Origin of the sequence: Streptomyces atriruber (assembly GCF_001418325.1) — a bacterium.
Taxonomy (GTDB): domain Bacteria; phylum Actinomycetota; class Actinomycetes; order Streptomycetales; family Streptomycetaceae; genus Streptomyces; species Streptomyces atriruber.
In genome coordinates, this window is the sequence record NZ_LIPN01000349.1 from 17,812 (window position 1) to 32,503 (window position 14,692).

General features: G+C 71.4%; 15 protein-coding genes. 7 read left to right on the top strand and 8 right to left on the bottom strand.

Annotation, left to right across the window (positions count from 1 at the left end; all coding sequences use genetic code 11):
* The first annotated feature begins 82 nt into the window (after positions 1–82).
* The 3 genes from AOK03_RS30840 (at position 83) to AOK03_RS30850 (ending at position 3,979) form a co-directional block, all read left to right on the top strand.
* Positions 83–1,360, top strand: a complete 1,278-nt coding sequence (locus AOK03_RS30840; RefSeq protein ID WP_055568658.1) for a thymidine phosphorylase — start codon at positions 83–85, stop codon at positions 1,358–1,360.
* A 290-nt stretch (positions 1,361–1,650) separates the two neighbouring features.
* Positions 1,651–3,534, top strand: a complete 1,884-nt coding sequence (locus AOK03_RS45255) for an eCIS core domain-containing protein (RefSeq protein WP_055568659.1) — start codon at positions 1,651–1,653, stop codon at positions 3,532–3,534.
* A gap of 73 nt (positions 3,535–3,607) precedes the next feature.
* Positions 3,608–3,979: an STAS domain-containing protein gene (locus tag AOK03_RS30850; RefSeq protein WP_055568660.1), complete on the top strand. Its 372-nt coding sequence runs from the start codon at positions 3,608–3,610 to the stop codon at positions 3,977–3,979.
* Here the strand turns inward: AOK03_RS30850 and AOK03_RS30855 are convergent.
* Both AOK03_RS30855 and AOK03_RS30860 read right to left on the bottom strand, forming a co-directional pair.
* Entirely contained in the window at positions 3,890–4,873 is a 984-nt protein-coding gene (locus tag AOK03_RS30855) for a sigma-70 family RNA polymerase sigma factor (protein WP_055568661.1), read from the bottom strand. The two genes, AOK03_RS30850 and AOK03_RS30855, sit on opposite strands and share 90 nt — an antisense overlap.
* A 110-nt stretch (positions 4,874–4,983) precedes the next feature.
* The gene (locus tag AOK03_RS30860; protein WP_055568662.1) at positions 4,984–6,270 is read right to left on the bottom strand and encodes an MFS transporter; all 1,287 of its coding nucleotides are present in this window, start codon (positions 6,268–6,270) and stop codon (positions 4,984–4,986) included.
* Between the two features lie 62 nt (positions 6,271–6,332).
* Here AOK03_RS30860 and AOK03_RS30865 point away from each other — a divergent pair, with 62 nt between their 5' ends.
* On the top strand, positions 6,333–7,328 hold the full coding sequence (locus AOK03_RS30865) for a LysR family transcriptional regulator (RefSeq protein WP_055568663.1): 996 nt from the start codon (positions 6,333–6,335) through the stop codon (positions 7,326–7,328).
* A 51-nt stretch (positions 7,329–7,379) separates the two neighbouring features.
* Here the strand turns inward: AOK03_RS30865 and AOK03_RS30870 are convergent, their stop codons facing one another.
* Entirely contained in the window at positions 7,380–8,144 is a 765-nt protein-coding gene (locus tag AOK03_RS30870) for an alpha/beta hydrolase (RefSeq protein ID WP_055568664.1), read from the bottom strand.
* A gap of 102 nt (positions 8,145–8,246) precedes the next feature.
* On the opposite strand from AOK03_RS30870, the gene AOK03_RS30875 reads away from it, so the two are divergent.
* The gene (locus tag AOK03_RS30875; RefSeq protein WP_055568665.1) at positions 8,247–9,416 is read left to right on the top strand and encodes an adenosine deaminase; all 1,170 of its coding nucleotides are present in this window, start codon (positions 8,247–8,249) and stop codon (positions 9,414–9,416) included.
* Positions 9,417–9,576: 160 nt separating this feature from the next.
* Positions 9,577–9,903 carry a hypothetical protein gene (locus AOK03_RS30880; protein WP_055568666.1) on the top strand — a complete coding sequence of 109 codons (327 nt, stop codon included), beginning with the start codon at positions 9,577–9,579 and terminating at the stop codon, positions 9,901–9,903.
* 88 nt (positions 9,904–9,991) lie between these two features.
* Here the strand turns inward: AOK03_RS30880 and AOK03_RS30885 are convergent, their stop codons facing one another.
* From AOK03_RS30885 to afsQ1, 5 genes are all read right to left on the bottom strand, one after another.
* Positions 9,992–10,192 carry a PspC domain-containing protein gene (locus tag AOK03_RS30885; RefSeq protein ID WP_055568667.1) on the bottom strand — a complete coding sequence of 67 codons (201 nt, stop codon included), beginning with the start codon at positions 10,190–10,192 and terminating at the stop codon, positions 9,992–9,994.
* A 91-nt stretch (positions 10,193–10,283) separates the two neighbouring features.
* Complete coding sequence (locus AOK03_RS30890) at positions 10,284–10,832, bottom strand: VanZ family protein (RefSeq protein WP_055568668.1); 549 nt, start codon at positions 10,830–10,832, stop codon at positions 10,284–10,286.
* Positions 10,833–10,884: 52 nt separating this feature from the next.
* The gene (locus AOK03_RS30895; protein ID WP_055568669.1) at positions 10,885–11,484 is read right to left on the bottom strand and encodes a hypothetical protein; all 600 of its coding nucleotides are present in this window, start codon (positions 11,482–11,484) and stop codon (positions 10,885–10,887) included.
* On the bottom strand, positions 11,481–13,037 hold the full coding sequence (locus AOK03_RS30900) for a sensor histidine kinase (protein WP_055568670.1): 1,557 nt from the start codon (positions 13,035–13,037) through the stop codon (positions 11,481–11,483). Before AOK03_RS30900 ends, AOK03_RS30895 begins: the two co-directional genes overlap by 4 nt.
* The gene (gene afsQ1 / locus AOK03_RS30905) at positions 13,034–13,711 is read right to left on the bottom strand and encodes a two-component system response regulator AfsQ1 (RefSeq protein WP_033264947.1); all 678 of its coding nucleotides are present in this window, start codon (positions 13,709–13,711) and stop codon (positions 13,034–13,036) included. Before afsQ1 ends, AOK03_RS30900 begins: the two co-directional genes overlap by 4 nt.
* A 224-nt stretch (positions 13,712–13,935) precedes the next feature.
* Here afsQ1 and AOK03_RS30910 point away from each other — a divergent pair, with 224 nt between their 5' ends.
* Positions 13,936–14,661 carry a SigE family RNA polymerase sigma factor gene (locus AOK03_RS30910; protein WP_055568672.1) on the top strand — a complete coding sequence of 242 codons (726 nt, stop codon included), beginning with the start codon at positions 13,936–13,938 and terminating at the stop codon, positions 14,659–14,661.
* The last annotated feature ends 31 nt before the right edge of the window (positions 14,662–14,692 follow it).

Genomic DNA, 14,692 nt, shown 5'->3' on the forward strand with positions numbered 1-14,692 from the left:
CCGCCTTCATCTCCCGGCTCTATGCGCGTAGAGTCGCGGCATATCTACGTACGTACGCCGTTGTACTGCTGGAAGGACTGCCATGGACGTCATCTCCGTCATCCGCACCAAGCGCGACCGGGGCGAGCTCAGCGACGAGCAGATCGACTGGGTCATCGACGCGTACACCCGCGGCGCGGTCGCCGACGAGCAGATGTCCGCCCTCGCGATGGCGATCCTGCTCAACGGCATGAACCGCAAGGAGATCGCCCGCTGGACCGCCGCGATGATCGCGTCCGGCGAGCGCATGGACTTCTCCTCGCTGTCCCGCCCGACCGCCGACAAGCACTCCACCGGCGGCGTCGGCGACAAGATCACGCTGCCGCTCGCCCCGCTCGTCGCCGCGTGCGGCGCGGCCGTCCCGCAGCTCTCGGGTCGCGGCCTCGGCCACACCGGCGGCACCCTGGACAAGCTGGAGGCCATCCCGGGCTGGCGCGCGCTGCTCTCCAACGAGGAGATGCTGAGCGTCCTGAACGGCGCGGGCTCCGTGATCTGCGCGGCGGGCGACGGCCTCGCCCCCGCCGACAAGAAGCTCTACGCGCTGCGTGACGTGACCGGCACGGTCGAGGCGATTCCGCTGATCGCCTCGTCGATCATGTCCAAGAAGATCGCGGAGGGCACGGGTTCGCTCGTCCTCGACGTGAAGGTCGGCACCGGCGCCTTCATGAAGAACCTGGACGACGCGCGCGAGTTGGCCGCCACCATGGTGGAGCTGGGCACGGACAGCGGCGTCCGCACGGCGGCGCTCCTCACGGACATGTCGACCCCGCTCGGTCTGACGGCAGGCAACGCGCTGGAGGTCCGCGAGTCGGTGGAGGTCCTCGCGGGCGGCGGCCCCGCCGACGTCGTCGAGCTCACCCTCGCGCTGGCCCGCGAGATGCTGGACGCGGCGGGCCTGAAGGACGCGGACCCGGCGAAGGCGCTCGCCGACGGCTCGGCGATGGACGTGTGGCGCCGCATGATCGCGGCGCAGGGCGGCGACCCCGACGCGACGCTTCCCGTGGCCCGCGAGACGCATGTGGTGAAGGCCCCGTCCTCGGGTGTCCTGACCCGCCTCGACGCGTACGACATCGGCGTCGCCGCGTGGCGTCTCGGCGCGGGCCGGGCGCGCAAGGAGGACGTGGTCCAGGCGGGTGCGGGCGTGGAGCTCCACGCGAAGCCGGGCGACTCCGTCGAGGCGGGCGCGCCGTTGCTCACCCTCCACACGGACACGCCGGACCGCTTCGCGTACGCGCTCCAGTCCGTGGAGGGCTCCTTCGACATCGCCCCGGCGGGCACGGCGTTCACCCCGAACCCGATCGTGCTCGACCGGATCGGCTAGGAGCTCGGGGCTGTCCCGGGAGTGCCGTCTGCGGTTGCGTGGTGGTTGCTCGCGCAGTTCCCCGCGCCCTAAAAGATGCGCAGTTCCCCGCGCCCCTGAGGGGTGTCCTGCTGGGGCTCGGGGGGCTGGGTTTCAGCCCCTCCGGCGTTTGAGGAGCGGGGTCTGGGGCGGAGCCCCAGGGGGAGGCGCGGCGTGCCCGTTCGGCCGGGATTCGTGCCCGCGCGTACCTGGACTCCGCACGCGCCCCGAGCGTATGCAGGGACGAGTCGCCGCCTGCGCAGGAGGGCCCCTTGCACGACCACGATCACACCGGCGCCGGACCCGCCGCCCGGGGCCCGGCCCGGCGGACCCCGGACCGGGACACCGCCCCCGCCCCCGCGGGACTGCTCGCCCTGCAGCGCGGCGCGGGCAACGCCGCCGTCGTCCAGCTGCTGCGGCAGTCCGGCCGCGCCGGACAGCCGGACGTGCAGCGCTCCGCCGTCCACGACGTCCTGCGCACCTCCGGCCGGCCGATGGACGAAGCGACCCGCTCCGACATGGAGTCCCGGCTCGGCGCCGACTTCTCCGACGTGCGGATCCACGACGACACCGCCGCCAAGGTCTCCGCGGCCAAGGTGGGCGCCCGCGCCTACACCTCGGGCAGTCACGTCGTCATCGGGGACGGCGGCGCCGACCGGCACACCCTCGCCCATGAGCTGACGCACGTCATCCAGCAGCGCAGCGGGCCCGTCGCGGGCACCGACGACGGCTCGGGCCTCAAGGTCTCCGACCCGTCGGACCGGTTCGAGCGCGAGGCGGAGGCGAACGCCCACCGGGTCCTTAAGGAGAACCACGGCCCCGTGCCCGAGGCGGGCGCTGATCCGGCACCCGGGGGACAGATCCACGGCGAGGGCATCCAGCGATACGCGTCGGGCACCGTGAAGAGCCTGGTCAGCGAGCAGGACGACCGGCCCTTCTTCGAGTCCCAGTCACCGCAGGGCGTCCTCGTCCCGGACCCCGAGCGGCTCTCGAAGCACAGCGTGGACCACGTCGGGGCCCGCACCCACGACCCGTTCCGGCAGGACGAGTCCGAGGAGCGGGGAGTGCAGCTCGACGCACCCCTGGGGCTGCCCCTGAGGGTCGCGGGCGACGGCACGCTGGCCGTGCACGACACCGAGCGCGAACCGAAGGAGTTCTACGCGACGGGCGAGGTGCTCGCCGCGAGCAACACCGAGCTGGAGAACGTCAACAGCACCTACCGCCTGGAGGCGCGCGGACCGCAGATCACCGTGCAGAACCCGGCGAACCCGAACGGCTCCGTCGTCCTCAAGCGCATCCAGCCCGTCACGGCCGACCACCCGCGCAACGCTCCCGAGTCGGGCTTCGCCGACCTGATGAAGCAGGAGTGCATCGACGTGGCCCGGGAGTTGATGGGCGGCGGCAAGCAGACCGAGGTCGTCCTGGACGGCCAGGACGCCATGGACTGGCAGGACAGCACGGTCGACTCGGTGGCCAACCGGCTCGCCGACGGGGTCGGCGCACCCGACGCGGCCACCCCGCGGCGGTACGGCGGGGCCCTGCGCGACCACGGCGACGAGATGGACACCGCGGCCGACGGCCTCGGGGTGAACAAGGCCGCCGCCCCCGTCGTGGGCGAGGCCTTCACGACGATCTCCCTGGGCCAGAGCGACAAGCTCGACTACGCCGAATCCGCCACCCCCGAGGCCCGCGCCCAGGACATCTGGGGCTTCCACTTCGCGGGTGTCGCCGCGATGAGCGCCGACGGCCGGGACCGCGTCACCCTGGAGAACTACACCCGCACCGCGAACTCCGGGGACGCGCTCAAGGAGCTGCTCCCCAAGCTCGTCGAGGAGTTCAAGAAGAAGACCGCCATCCCCCTGCTGCGGCCCGGCGGAAAGACCCCGCCCACCTCCGCCTTCGAGATGGACCGGCTCAACAAGCTGCTGCGCGAACTCTCCGGCAGCGCCGCGAAGGCCGGTGAGGAGTTCAAGCGGCTCTCGGACGCGAAGAACGAGTGGAACAGCAAGTGGTTCTTCCGCATGTACGGCTCGGGGGCGGGCCAGACGTTCCACGAGCAGCAGTACGACAACGGGCGGGGAGACTTCGTGAACCCCCTGACCCTGCGGGTCCGCAAGAAGCCGCAGCCGCAGGCGCCGCAGCAGTCCCGGTCGTAGCGGCCCGCGACGGTGTGACCGGTCAGGAACCGCGGTACCGATGAGTTCGGACCGCCCGGCCAGTCACCCTTGCGTGGCTGCTTTTGAAGAGAACCTCATCCGCATCGCGGGGCCGCTGGGCCCCGGCGAGGTCCCGCACCTGTGCGAGCGCGTCGCCGCGGCCCGGCACGGGCCGGACGGGGGCGACGTGATCTGTGACGTCGCCGCCGTCACCACCGCCGACCTCGCGACCGTCGACGCCGTCGCACGCCTGCAGCTCGCCGCCCGCAGGGCCGGGGGCCGGATCCGTCTCAGGAACCCCACCCCCGCCCTGCTGGCCCTGCTCGGTCTCGTGGGCCTCGTCGAACTCCTCGGCCTAGTCGTCGAGATGGAGGGGCATGCCGAACAGCGGGAACCACCGGGGCGTGTCCAGGAAGCAGTGGAAGCCGGTGATCCGGCCCTCTGAGATCTCGATGACCTGGATCGCCCACGGAGCGAATCCGCCGTTGTCGGGGTCGGGCTTGTAGTGCGCGAAGCCCGGTGTGCCGTTCACGTTCACCGGGACCAGGCGGCTGTTGGCACAGGATGCGCCCACGGTGGTCATGAAGCCGGTGATGTCCGCCGTGCCGCGCAGCCACAGGTCGAACGGCGGCATCGTCATGACGGCGTCCTCGGCGAGCAGCGCGGTGAGCGCCGCCATGTCATAGCCCTCGAACGCGGCGACGTACCGCTCCAGCAGCTTCTGCTGGTCCTCGTCCAGGGGGTCGGAGACGGCCGTGTCGTCCTCCGGCCGCTCGGCGAGGGTGGCGCGGGCCCGCTGCAGCGCGCTGTTGACCGAGGCGACGGAGGTGTCGATCAGCTCGGCGACCTCGCTGGCCTTCCAGGCGAGGACCTCGCGCAGGATCAGCACCGCGCGCTGCTTCGGCGGCAGGCTCTGCAGGGCGGCGACGAACGCGAGCCGCACCGATTCCTTGGCGATCGCCGCCTCCGCGGGGTCGCCGGGCGTCGGCAGGACGCGGGCATCCGGGATCGGCTCCAGCCAGGTGTTGTCCGGGCGTGGGTTGAGCGCGGCCTGCGCCAGCGGGGCGGCGGCGGTCAGGTCCATGGGGCGGGCGCGGCGGTTGCCCGCGTTCAGCATGTCCAGGCAGACGTTCGTCGCGATGCGGTACAGCCACGAGCGGATGCTGGAGCGGCCCTCGAACTTCTCGAAGCTGCGCCAGGCACGGACCATCGTGTCCTGCACGGCGTCCTCGGCCTCGAAGGCGGAGCCCAGCATCCGATAGCAGTACCCCGTCAGCTCGACGCGGTGTTTCTCCAGCGTGACGTCCAGATCGGCCGTCGTCCCTGCGATGTCGCTCATCCCAACCCACCCCTGCGTTGCGAGAAGAGCCCGATGCGAGGCCCAACACATCGGAAGCTACCGCAGCCCACTGACAACGGCCCCCCGAGTGGGAAAAGCCGCAGGTGAAATCAGCAGGAGCGGGCCACGAGAGCGCGCCGCTCCTGCACCCGCGCCGCGTGCGAGCCCCACACCGTGACCGACACGACCCCGAGCACCGCGAGGATGCCGAGCCCCACGGTCCCGGCCCAGCCGCCCGCGTGGAAGGCGACCGCGCCGAGCGTGCCGCCCGCGCTGGAGCCCAGGTAGTACGCGGACTGGTAGAGCGCGGACGCCTGTGCCCGCCCGGTCGTGGCCGTCCGGCTCACCGACGAGGACGCGACCGCGTGCCCCGCGAAGAATCCGGCGGTGATCAGGACGAGCCCGAGCAGCACCAGGACCAGCGAGGGGGAGAGGGAGAGCAGCAGCCCGCCGGCCGTCGTGCTCACCGCCAGATACAGCGCGCCGCGCCGCCCGAGCCGGGTCACGAGCCGCCCGGCGGCCGCCGACGACACGGTGCCGACGAGGTAGACGAGGAAGATCGAGCCGATGACGCCCTGCGGCAGCGAGAACGGTGCCTCGGTGAGGCGGTACCCGATCACCGTGTAGACCGCCCCGAAGACGGTCATGAACAGCGCCCCGATCGCGTACAGCCTGCACAGGAGCGGGTTCGACAGATGCGTGCGCACCGTGCGCGCGAGGGACCTGGGGCTGAGCGGCCCCGGGGCGAAGTGCCGGGGCGCGGGCAGCAGCACCCGGAAGGCGACCGCGCACAGCACCGCGACGACACCGACCACGCCGACCGCCGCGCGCCAGCCCCAGGCCTGCGCGACCCAGCCGGTGACGATGCGCCCGCTCATCCCGCCGATGGAGTTGCCCGCCACGAACAGTCCGATCGCGGCGACCAGTGCCTTGGGCCGCACTTCCTCGGCGAGGAACGCCATCGCGGAGGCGGGGAGCCCCGCGAGGGCCGCGCCCTGCACGGCGCGCAGCGCGATCAGCACCTCGACCGAGGGGGAGAAGGGGACGAGGAGCCCGACGGCGACGGCGACGGTCAGCGAGGCGGTCATCATCGTGCGCCGCCCGTAGCGCTCGCTGAGGGCGCTCAGCGGAAGGACGAAGAGGGCCAGTGCGCCGGTGGCCGCGGACACCGTCCAGCTGGCGGTGCTCGCGCTCACGCCGAAGTCGGCGGAGACGAGGGGGAGGAGGGCCTGCGTGGAGTAGAGGAGGGCGAAGGTCGCGACGCCGGCGAGGAAGAGCGCGAAGCTCATCCGGCGGTAGCCGGGCCCGCCCGGGGTCAGTCGTGTGTCGGCGGCGGGGGACGACGGGGCAGGGGCGACCGCGAGGGTGGCGGACGCCCCACTACTGGCAGCAGGCATGCGAAGAACGTACGACCGGTTTTTTGATGCGTCCAATGCATGGAAACCCCATAATCGATCCCATGCAGCATCAGCGGAGGTCACAGCGGCGCGTGTCACAGAACAGTGACGCGCAGGACATCGTGACGCTGCTCGCGCCCCGTCTCGCGTACTTCGCGGGGGTCGCCCGCACCGAGCACGTCACGCGCGCCGCCGAGCAGCTGGGGATCCCCCAGTCGACGCTGTCCCGCGCCCTCGTCCGGCTCGAGAAGGACCTGGGGGTCGACCTGTTCGCGCGCCGCGGCCGCACGGTCTCGCTCACCCCGGCGGGCCGTACCTTCCTCTCCTCGGTCGAGCGGGCGCTCGGCGAGGTGGAGCGCGCCGCCGAGTCCGTCCGTGCCGACGCCGACCCGGCGTCCGGCAAGGTCGCCTTCGGCTTCCTGCACACCATGGGCTCGGAGACGGTCCCGGGCCTGATCCGCGCCTTCCGGGCCGACCACCCGCGCATCCGCTTCAGCCTCGTCCAGAACTACGGCGAGGCGATGCTGGAGCGGCTGCGCGCGGGCGAGCTCGACCTCTGCCTCACCTCACCCGTGCCCGACGCGCCCGACCTCGTCGCCCGCCGCCTCGACGAGCAGCGCCTGCGCCTGGTCGTCCCCGACGACCACCGCCTGGCCGCCCGCAAGCGGGTCCGCCTCACCGAGGCCGCCGAAGAGGCCTTCGTGACCCTGGAGCCGGGGTACGGCCTGCGCCGCATCACGGACGACCTCTGCCGGGAGGCGGGCTTCAAGCCCCGCATCGCGTTCGAGGGCGAGGAGGCGGAGACGCTGCGCGGCCTGGTCGCGGCGGGCCTGGGCGTGGCCCTGCTGCCCCCGCCCGCGGTGCCGCGCCCGGGGGTCGTGGAGCTGACGGTGACGGGGCAGCGGGCGGTGCGCGAGATCGGCGTGGCCTGGCTGGGCGGCCATCCGGACACGCCGCCGGTGGCGGCGTTCAAGGAGTTCCTGCTGAGCAGGAAGGGAAAACTGCTGCCGCAGATGGGACCGGGCGCGCAGGCGGGCATCAGCCCGTCCGGCGTTTGAGGACGAACTCGGCGAAGCCGGTGACAGACAGGGCCCCGTCGCGGAAGGGCCTCACCTTCGAAGCGACTGCCCGAAGCCGGAGGCCAACGGCATCCGCAGCCCCAACGGCGGCGGAGCCGCCAACGCGTCCTCCAAGGGGCGGGCGAAGTCCGCCCCGAACAACGTGCCCATCACGAAGTCCGAGGCCAGCGCCAGGACTTCGGACTGATGCTGGTGCAACCGGTGCCCGTCCGAGTGCACCTCGAACCGGCACACGTCCCGGTTCGCCTTCTTGGCCCGCTCCGCGAGCCGGAACGACAGCTCGGGATCGGTCCGTTCGTCGTTCGTGCCGTGCACGATGAGCACCCGGCGCCCCGCGAGCTGCTTCACCGGCTCGGGCGGCGCGGCCACGTCGTCCTCCGGCAGCCAAGGGGCCATCGCCAGCACGGAGTTGACCGCCGTGTGCCCGCCCGCGCGGAGCGCCGCGCGGCCGCCCATGTCCACTCCGGCCAGGCAGACGGGGACGTCGCCGTAGAGACGTACGATTTCGTCCGCCGCCCAGTTCGTGTCGCGGGCGAGCTCCGCCTGCGCGCCGTTCCAGCCCCGGCAGCGGTAGTGCACGACATGCGTGGCGAGGCCCGCCTCCCGGCCGTCGTGGGCCAGTCTTCGGCCCAGCGCGCGCACCCCGACTCCCGCCAGCGGCGACGGCTTGCGGCTGGAGGTCTCGGCGCCGCCGGGGAGCAGGAGCACCACTCCGCCGACCGCCGAGGGCGCCGTTCCGATCACACGCCCGAGCCTGGCCGCGCCCGCCGGCCCCGCGGTCCCTTCCTGTGCCATGACAGAACAGTGTCAGAAGCCATGGTGTACGCCACCCTTCCGCAGGGTCACTGTTACGTATCGACCAGTGAGTTCTACGCGCGTAGGCGCTAGAGTGCCGAAATGACGAGCCAGACACACACAGCCGGTCACACGGACCGTGAATCGCCCAGCGCCGACCAGATCGGCCGCGCCCCGAAGGTGCTCCTGCACGACCACCTCGACGGTGGCCTGCGCCCCGGCACGATCGTCGACCTCGCCCGGGAGAACGGGTACGAGGGCCTGCCCGAGACCGACCCCGACAAGCTCGGGATCTGGTTCCGCGAGGCGGCCGACTCCGGCTCCCTGGAGCGCTACCTGGAGACCTTCGCCCACACCTGCGCGGTGATGCAGACGAAGGACGCCCTCAAGCGCGTGGCCGCCGAGTGCGCCGAGGACCTCGCCGAGGACGGCGTCGTCTACGCCGAGATCCGGTACGCCCCCGAGCAGCACCTGGAGCAGGGCCTCACCCTCGAAGAGGTCGTCGAAGCCGTCAACGAGGGCTTCCGCGAGGGCGAGCGCCGCGCGAAGGAGAACGGACACCGCATCCGCGTGGGCGCCCTGCTCACCGCCATGCGGCACGCCGCCCGCGCCCTGGAGATCGCCGAACTCGCCAACCGCTACCGGGACTTCGGCGTCGTCGGATTCGACATCGCGGGCGCCGAGGCGGGCTTCCCGCCCACCCGCCACCTCGACGCCTTCGAGTTCCTCAAGCGCGAGAACAACCACTTCACGATCCACGCGGGCGAGGCCTTCGGCCTGCCGTCGATCTGGCAGGCCCTGCAGTGGTGCGGCGCCGACCGCCTCGGTCACGGCGTGCGCATCATCGACGACATCGAGATCGCCGACGACGGCACGGTCCGCCTCGGCCGCCTCGCGTCGTACGTGCGCGACAAGCGCATCCCGCTGGAGCTCTGCCCGACGTCCAACCTCCAGACGGGCGCCGCCACCTCCTACGCGGAACACCCCATCGGCCTGCTGCGCAAGCTGCATTTCCGCGCGACCGTGAACACCGACAACCGCCTGATGTCGGGCACCAGCATGAGCCGCGAATTCGAGCACCTGGTCGGCACGTTCGGCTACACGCTCGACGACATGCAGTGGTTCACAGTCAATGCGATGAAATCAGCATTCATTCCTTTCGATGAACGCCTGGCCATGATCAATGACGTGATCAAGCCCGGATATGCCGAGCTGAAGTCCGAATGGCTGTTCCGTCAGACCGTCTCGACCAGCGCTTCTGTCGAGAGCTGACCTCATTGCGTCCGCGTTGGGCGACGCGTCGGCGGCCGGGGATTTCGCACCCCGGCCGCTTTCCTTTGCCCCTGGACCGTGATCCGGGCTGCTTACGGTCGTTGAACCGCTCAAACCCCCCTCCCCACATCCGTAAGCAATGACGCAAGGACGCATTGAGATGAAGCAGTCTGTCGCCAAGTCCCTCGGTGTCGCCGCTCTCGGCGCCGCTTTCGCCGCCGCGGGCGCCGGTGCCGCGAACGCCGCTCCCGCCGTCGCCGACCCGGCGGCCGCCCTCGGGCCCGTCACCTCCGTGGTCCCCGCCGCCGGAGCCACCGAGTCCCTGTCCGCCGGACAGAACGCCCTCAGCAGCGGCCTGGAAGCCACCAAGCCCGTGCTCGGCAACCTCACGGGCCCGAAGCCGGGCGGCCCGACCTCGGCGGTCTCCGGGATGCTCGGCGGCCTGCCCCTCGGCGGCAGCGGCGTCAACGGCCTGCCGCTCGGCTGACCGGACCCCGTCCGAACGCCCGATGGGGCGCCCCTCCAGGAGAGGGGCGCCCCATCGTCGTGTCATGGCCGCTCGGTCGTGGCCGCGGTCACCAGGCCTGACGGGCCTTGCTCTCCGAGGGCAGCAGGATCCACAACGCGATGTAGAGCAGGAACTGGGGGCCGGGCAGCAGGCACGAGACCACGAAGATCACGCGCATCGTCGTCGCGGAGGTGCCGAAGCGCCGGGCAAGGGCTGCGCACACTCCGCCGATCATCCGGCCGTTGGTGGGGCGGGCAAGGGCGGTCATGTCGGGCTCCTTCGCGAACCGTGGGTGCGAGGCCTCTCTGTGTGCCTCGATACTTCGACGGTACGTTCACGAAGCAGGTCAAAGCATCGCTCTACGGTGCGATACCGACCCTGGGAATCGTCGGGGTCGGTCCCTGAGGGGCCTCCTCCCGGGGGAGGGCCACGCGACGCTCCCCGTCATCGCCGCGACGGAGCCGCGCCCTGACCGCGGGCACGACCGCGACATGCGCCAGCGCCACCCCGAAGGTGTTCAGGAGCAGCGAGTCGATGTCGACGACCTGACCGGGCACCCCGGTCTGCAGCAGTTCGATGCCGAGCGAGAGCATCGCCCCGGCAGCGACCGTGCGCACCAGCGAACCCCATGGCGAGACCACGAGCCGCCCGCCGGCCAGGGGCAGCAGGAAACCGAGCGGGGCGAGCAGCAGCACGCTCTCGCCGATCCGGCGGGCCGCCTGCAGACCGCCGAGCGCCAGATCCGCCTTGATCCCGGCGAGCGGCTGCAGATTCGCGGCGCTCACCCAGGGGACGTCCAGCGGGCGCAACGTGATCCACCCGACGAGCAGGAGATGTGCGACGAGGAGGAATCCTCCTGTCGCACGGAAGCGGATGGCGGCACTGTGGCCGCCCGAGCCTTGACGCACGCCCCCCAAGACGCCGCGGGTGGCGGGATCGGTTCCGCGTACGCGACGGTGGTTACCCGACGGTTTTCACCGGGGGTGCCACGGTCCCGGGGCGGGACCGCACCTCCGGAGTGCACTCGTAGCGCCGCAGGGGACTGCTCTCGGGGCCGCCCATGACCACCGTGCCGTCGTCCGACGCCGCGTTGTCGGCCAGCGTGCACACGATCTGTGCGAGCGCGAAGGCGGACAGGTCCTCCGGCGGCGTGCTCAGGCGCAGCGCCTCGGCGGGATCGCCCTTGCGCGGCCCGGACACGGTGATGCCGCGGCGCACGTCCGTGGCGAAGCCCGCTTGCTTCTCGTCCTCCGAGGGAGGCGTCGCCAGCTCGTCGAGGAGGGCCTGCGCGATGCGCACCCGGTCGGTGGTCGCCTTGTCCGTGCGCAGCTGCACGTTGCGGTCGACGGTCACCAGCTGGGCCGCGCACACCAGGAAGACCTCCACCGGCACGCCGGTGCCCGACTGCGACGCGATGCTGGAGCCCGACATCACACACGGGACCCGCGACGGCGCGGCGCCGTAGTCGGTCGGCACCTCCGTCGACCTGATCCCGCATCCGGCGAGCACGGCGGTGAGCCCCACGGCGGCGGCCACGGCACGGATACGACGCCCGTTCACGCCTGGCCCCCTTCCGCAGGCTCGTCCTCGTTGCCCTCGGTCTCCCCGCCGTCGCGCGGCAGCCACAGCGTGAAGATCGCGCCGCCCTCCGGCGAGTTGGCGGCGGTGATCTCGCCGCCGTGGATGTGCGCGTTCTCCAGGGCGATGGACAGGCCGAGGCCGCTGCCCTCGGAACGCGGCCGGGAGGCACTCGCCTTGTAGAAGCGGTCGAAGACGTGCGGCAGCACGTCCTCCGGGATGCCGGGGCCGTGGTCGCGTACGGCGATGACCAGCTGCGCGTCCTCCAGCCGGACCGACACCTCCACCGGGGAGCCGCCGTGCTTCAGGGCGTTGCCGATGAGGTTCGCCAGGATCACGTCGAGGCGGCGCGGGTCGAGGCGGACCATGATGCCGCGCTCGGCGTCCAGCTCCACCGCGTCCAGCCAGGCGCGCGCGTCGATGCACGCGGTGATCTGGTCGGCGATGTCGACGTCGTCCAGGACCAGGCGCGCGGTCCCCGCGTCGAAGCGGGTGACCTCCATGAGGTTCTCCACGAGGTCGTTCAGACGGCGGGTCTCGCTCACCACGAGCCGTACGGCCGGCTCGATCATCGGGTCCACGGAGCCGGTCTCGGCGTCGAGCTCCTCCTCCAGGACCTCCGTCACCGCGGTGATCGCGGTCAGCGGGGTGCGCAGCTCGTGCGACATGTCGGCGACGAAGCGCCGGGACGCCTCGTCACGGGCGCTCATGTCGGCGACCTTCTTCTCCAGGTTCTCGGCGGTCCTGTTGAACGTGCGCGACAGGTCGGCCAGCTCATCGGTCCCGGACACCCGGAGCCGCGTGTCCAGCTTCCCCTCGCCGAGCCGCCGCGCCGCGACACCGAGGCGGTGCACCGGTTTCAGCACGGTCGTCGCCGCGGCCTGCGCGAGCAGCGCCGAGCCGATCAGCGCGAGCCCCGTGGCGATGGCCAGGGACCAGCCCAGCGAACTGAGGTCCTTCGCCTCCGGTTCCAGCGACTTGAGCATGTAACCGGTCGGACCGCCGCCGATCACCTTGGCACCGCCCACCAGATACGGGGTGTTCTGGTCGACGGTCCGCTGCCAGTACAGGTGGTAGGGGCTCTTGTTGCCGGAGGTCAGCGGCTGCTTCTTGTTCACCGCTTTCTGCAGCGAGCCGGGCACCTTGGCCAGCGTGAAGGCGTCCAGGTCGGAGTAGCCGACGATCTGGCCGCCGCCCTTCTTCTCCGCGACCAGGAGCACGCTGTAGCGCTGGCTGCTGTTCGCCATCTGCTCGGCGGTCGCCTGGAGTTCGGCCTGCGAGACGTCGCCGGGCAGCGCGCCCGCACGGTTCTGCATCTGCTGCCGGAAGTCCTTGAGCGCCGCGTCCTGCGCGCGCGTCAGCACGGCCTCGCGGTTGAGCCAGTACGCGATGCCGGACGCGGAGACCGCCGCGGTGAGCGCCACGAGCCCGAACACCACGACGAGCCGCAACCGCAGACTCGTGAAGCGCAGCCCCGCCAGTATCGCCTTGCGCGCCGCGGCCCAGCCGCGGAGCTTGTCGTGCGGTTTGGTCACTGAGGCGTGTCCAGCCGATAACCGACGCCGCGCACCGTACGGATGAGGGTCGGCGACGAGGGCACGTCCTCGACCTTGGCGCGCAGCCGCTGCACACACGCGTCCACGAGCCGCGAGTCGCCGAGGTAGTCGTGCTCCCACACCAGACGCAGCAACTGCTGCCGCGACAGGGCCTGGCCCGGCCTGCGGCTCAGCTCCAGGAGCAGCCGCAGCTCGGTGGGTGTGAGCTGCAGGTCCTCGCCGTTCTTCGTCACGGTCATCGCCGCCCGGTCGATGACGAGCGAACCGAACGTCGCCGCGTCATTGGCCTCGCGCTCACCGCGCCGCAGCACGGCACGGATCCGGGCGTCCAGCACCCGGCCCTGCACGGGCTTGACCACATAGTCGTCGGCGCCGGACTCCAGTCCGACGACCACGTCGATGTCGTCGTTGCGCGCGGTCAGCAGGATGATCGGCAACTGGTCGGTGCGCCGGATGCGACGGCACACCTCGAACCCGTCGATGCCCGGCAGCATCACATCCAGCACGATCAGGTCCGGCCGCTGCTCGCCGAGCAGCTTCAGGCCGTCCTCGCCGGTGGCAGCAGTGGCCACCCGATGCCCCTGGCGCGTGAGCGAAAGCTCCAGGGCCGTCCGGATGGCGTCGTCGTCCTCGATCAGCAACAGGGAAGGCACGGACGTCATTCTGTCCCATGTCACGGCCCCAGTTCGACTGCTGGAGCCTCCCCGGGCCCGTAAAGAGCAGGTAGATGCCCGCACCCACACGTGACCTTCACAGGTGGAAGACCTCCCCTACCCCTGTGACAGGCCTGTGACAGTCGACGGACACCGTCATGAAGTCACTGGGGCAGAGTTTTGGTCACACGAAGAAGCCGGACTCCACCGACGGGGGGCGCAAGATGAATTCGCTGCACAGCACCAGCTCGAGCGCAGTTGTCACGCGTCTCCACGGCGTCGGACGGGGGTCTGAGAAGTCCGGTGCCGTGAGCGGGCGGGGGTGCGCTCGCGGCGCCGGGCGTCAGCACACCGGGTTCATGACGGTGGTTGACAAGGCTCACGGGGGAGCCGCGTACGGGGAGGACTCGGGGGAGCGGAAGTCCCTGTCGGAGGCGGAGTTCACCGCCTACGTCCAGGAACGCCGTGCCTCCCTGTACGCAACCGCCTACCACCTGACCGGCGACCGGTTCGAGGCCGAGGACCTGCTGCAGAGCGCCCTCTTCTCGACGTACCGGGCCTGGGACAGGATCAGCGACAAGGCCGCGGTCGGGGGCTACCTCCGCCGCACCATGACGAATCTGCACATCAGCGCGTGGCGCCGCCGCAAGCTGAACGAGTACCCGACCGAGGAGCTGCCGGAGACGGTCGGCGACACGGACGCGATGCGCGGCACGGAGCTGCGCGCGGTTCTCTGGCAGGCCCTGGCCCGCCTTCCCGAACTGCAGCGCACGATGCTGGTCCTCCGCTACTACGAGGGCCGCACCGACCCGGAGATCGCGGACATCCTCGACATCAGCGTGGGCACGGTGAAGTCCAGCATCTGGCGGTCGCTCCGCCGGCTGCGTGAGGACGAGGTCCTCAGCTTCGGCCGTGACCAGGAGGAGTCCTTCGGCGAGTTGGTCGCCTGAGGGGCAGGGGGAAACGGGGGAAGCACGGGGG

Coding starts and splice junctions, on each gene's coding strand:
- AOK03_RS30880 (WP_055568666.1), top strand. CDS start 9,577: ATGAAGCAGTCTGTCGCCAAGTCCCTCGGTGTCGCCGCTCTCGGCGCC.
- AOK03_RS30865 (WP_055568663.1), top strand. CDS start 6,333: ATGCAGCATCAGCGGAGGTCACAGCGGCGCGTGTCACAGAACAGTGAC.
- AOK03_RS30885 (WP_055568667.1), bottom strand. CDS start 10,192: ATGACCGCCCTTGCCCGCCCCACCAACGGCCGGATGATCGGCGGAGTG.
- AOK03_RS30840 (WP_055568658.1), top strand. CDS start 83: ATGGACGTCATCTCCGTCATCCGCACCAAGCGCGACCGGGGCGAGCTC.
- AOK03_RS30910 (WP_055568672.1), top strand. CDS start 13,936: ATGAATTCGCTGCACAGCACCAGCTCGAGCGCAGTTGTCACGCGTCTC.
- AOK03_RS30870 (WP_055568664.1), bottom strand. CDS start 8,144: ATGGCACAGGAAGGGACCGCGGGGCCGGCGGGCGCGGCCAGGCTCGGG.
- AOK03_RS30855 (WP_055568661.1), bottom strand. CDS start 4,873: ATGAGCGACATCGCAGGGACGACGGCCGATCTGGACGTCACGCTGGAG.
- AOK03_RS30875 (WP_055568665.1), top strand. CDS start 8,247: ATGACGAGCCAGACACACACAGCCGGTCACACGGACCGTGAATCGCCC.
- AOK03_RS30860 (WP_055568662.1), bottom strand. CDS start 6,270: ATGCCTGCTGCCAGTAGTGGGGCGTCCGCCACCCTCGCGGTCGCCCCT.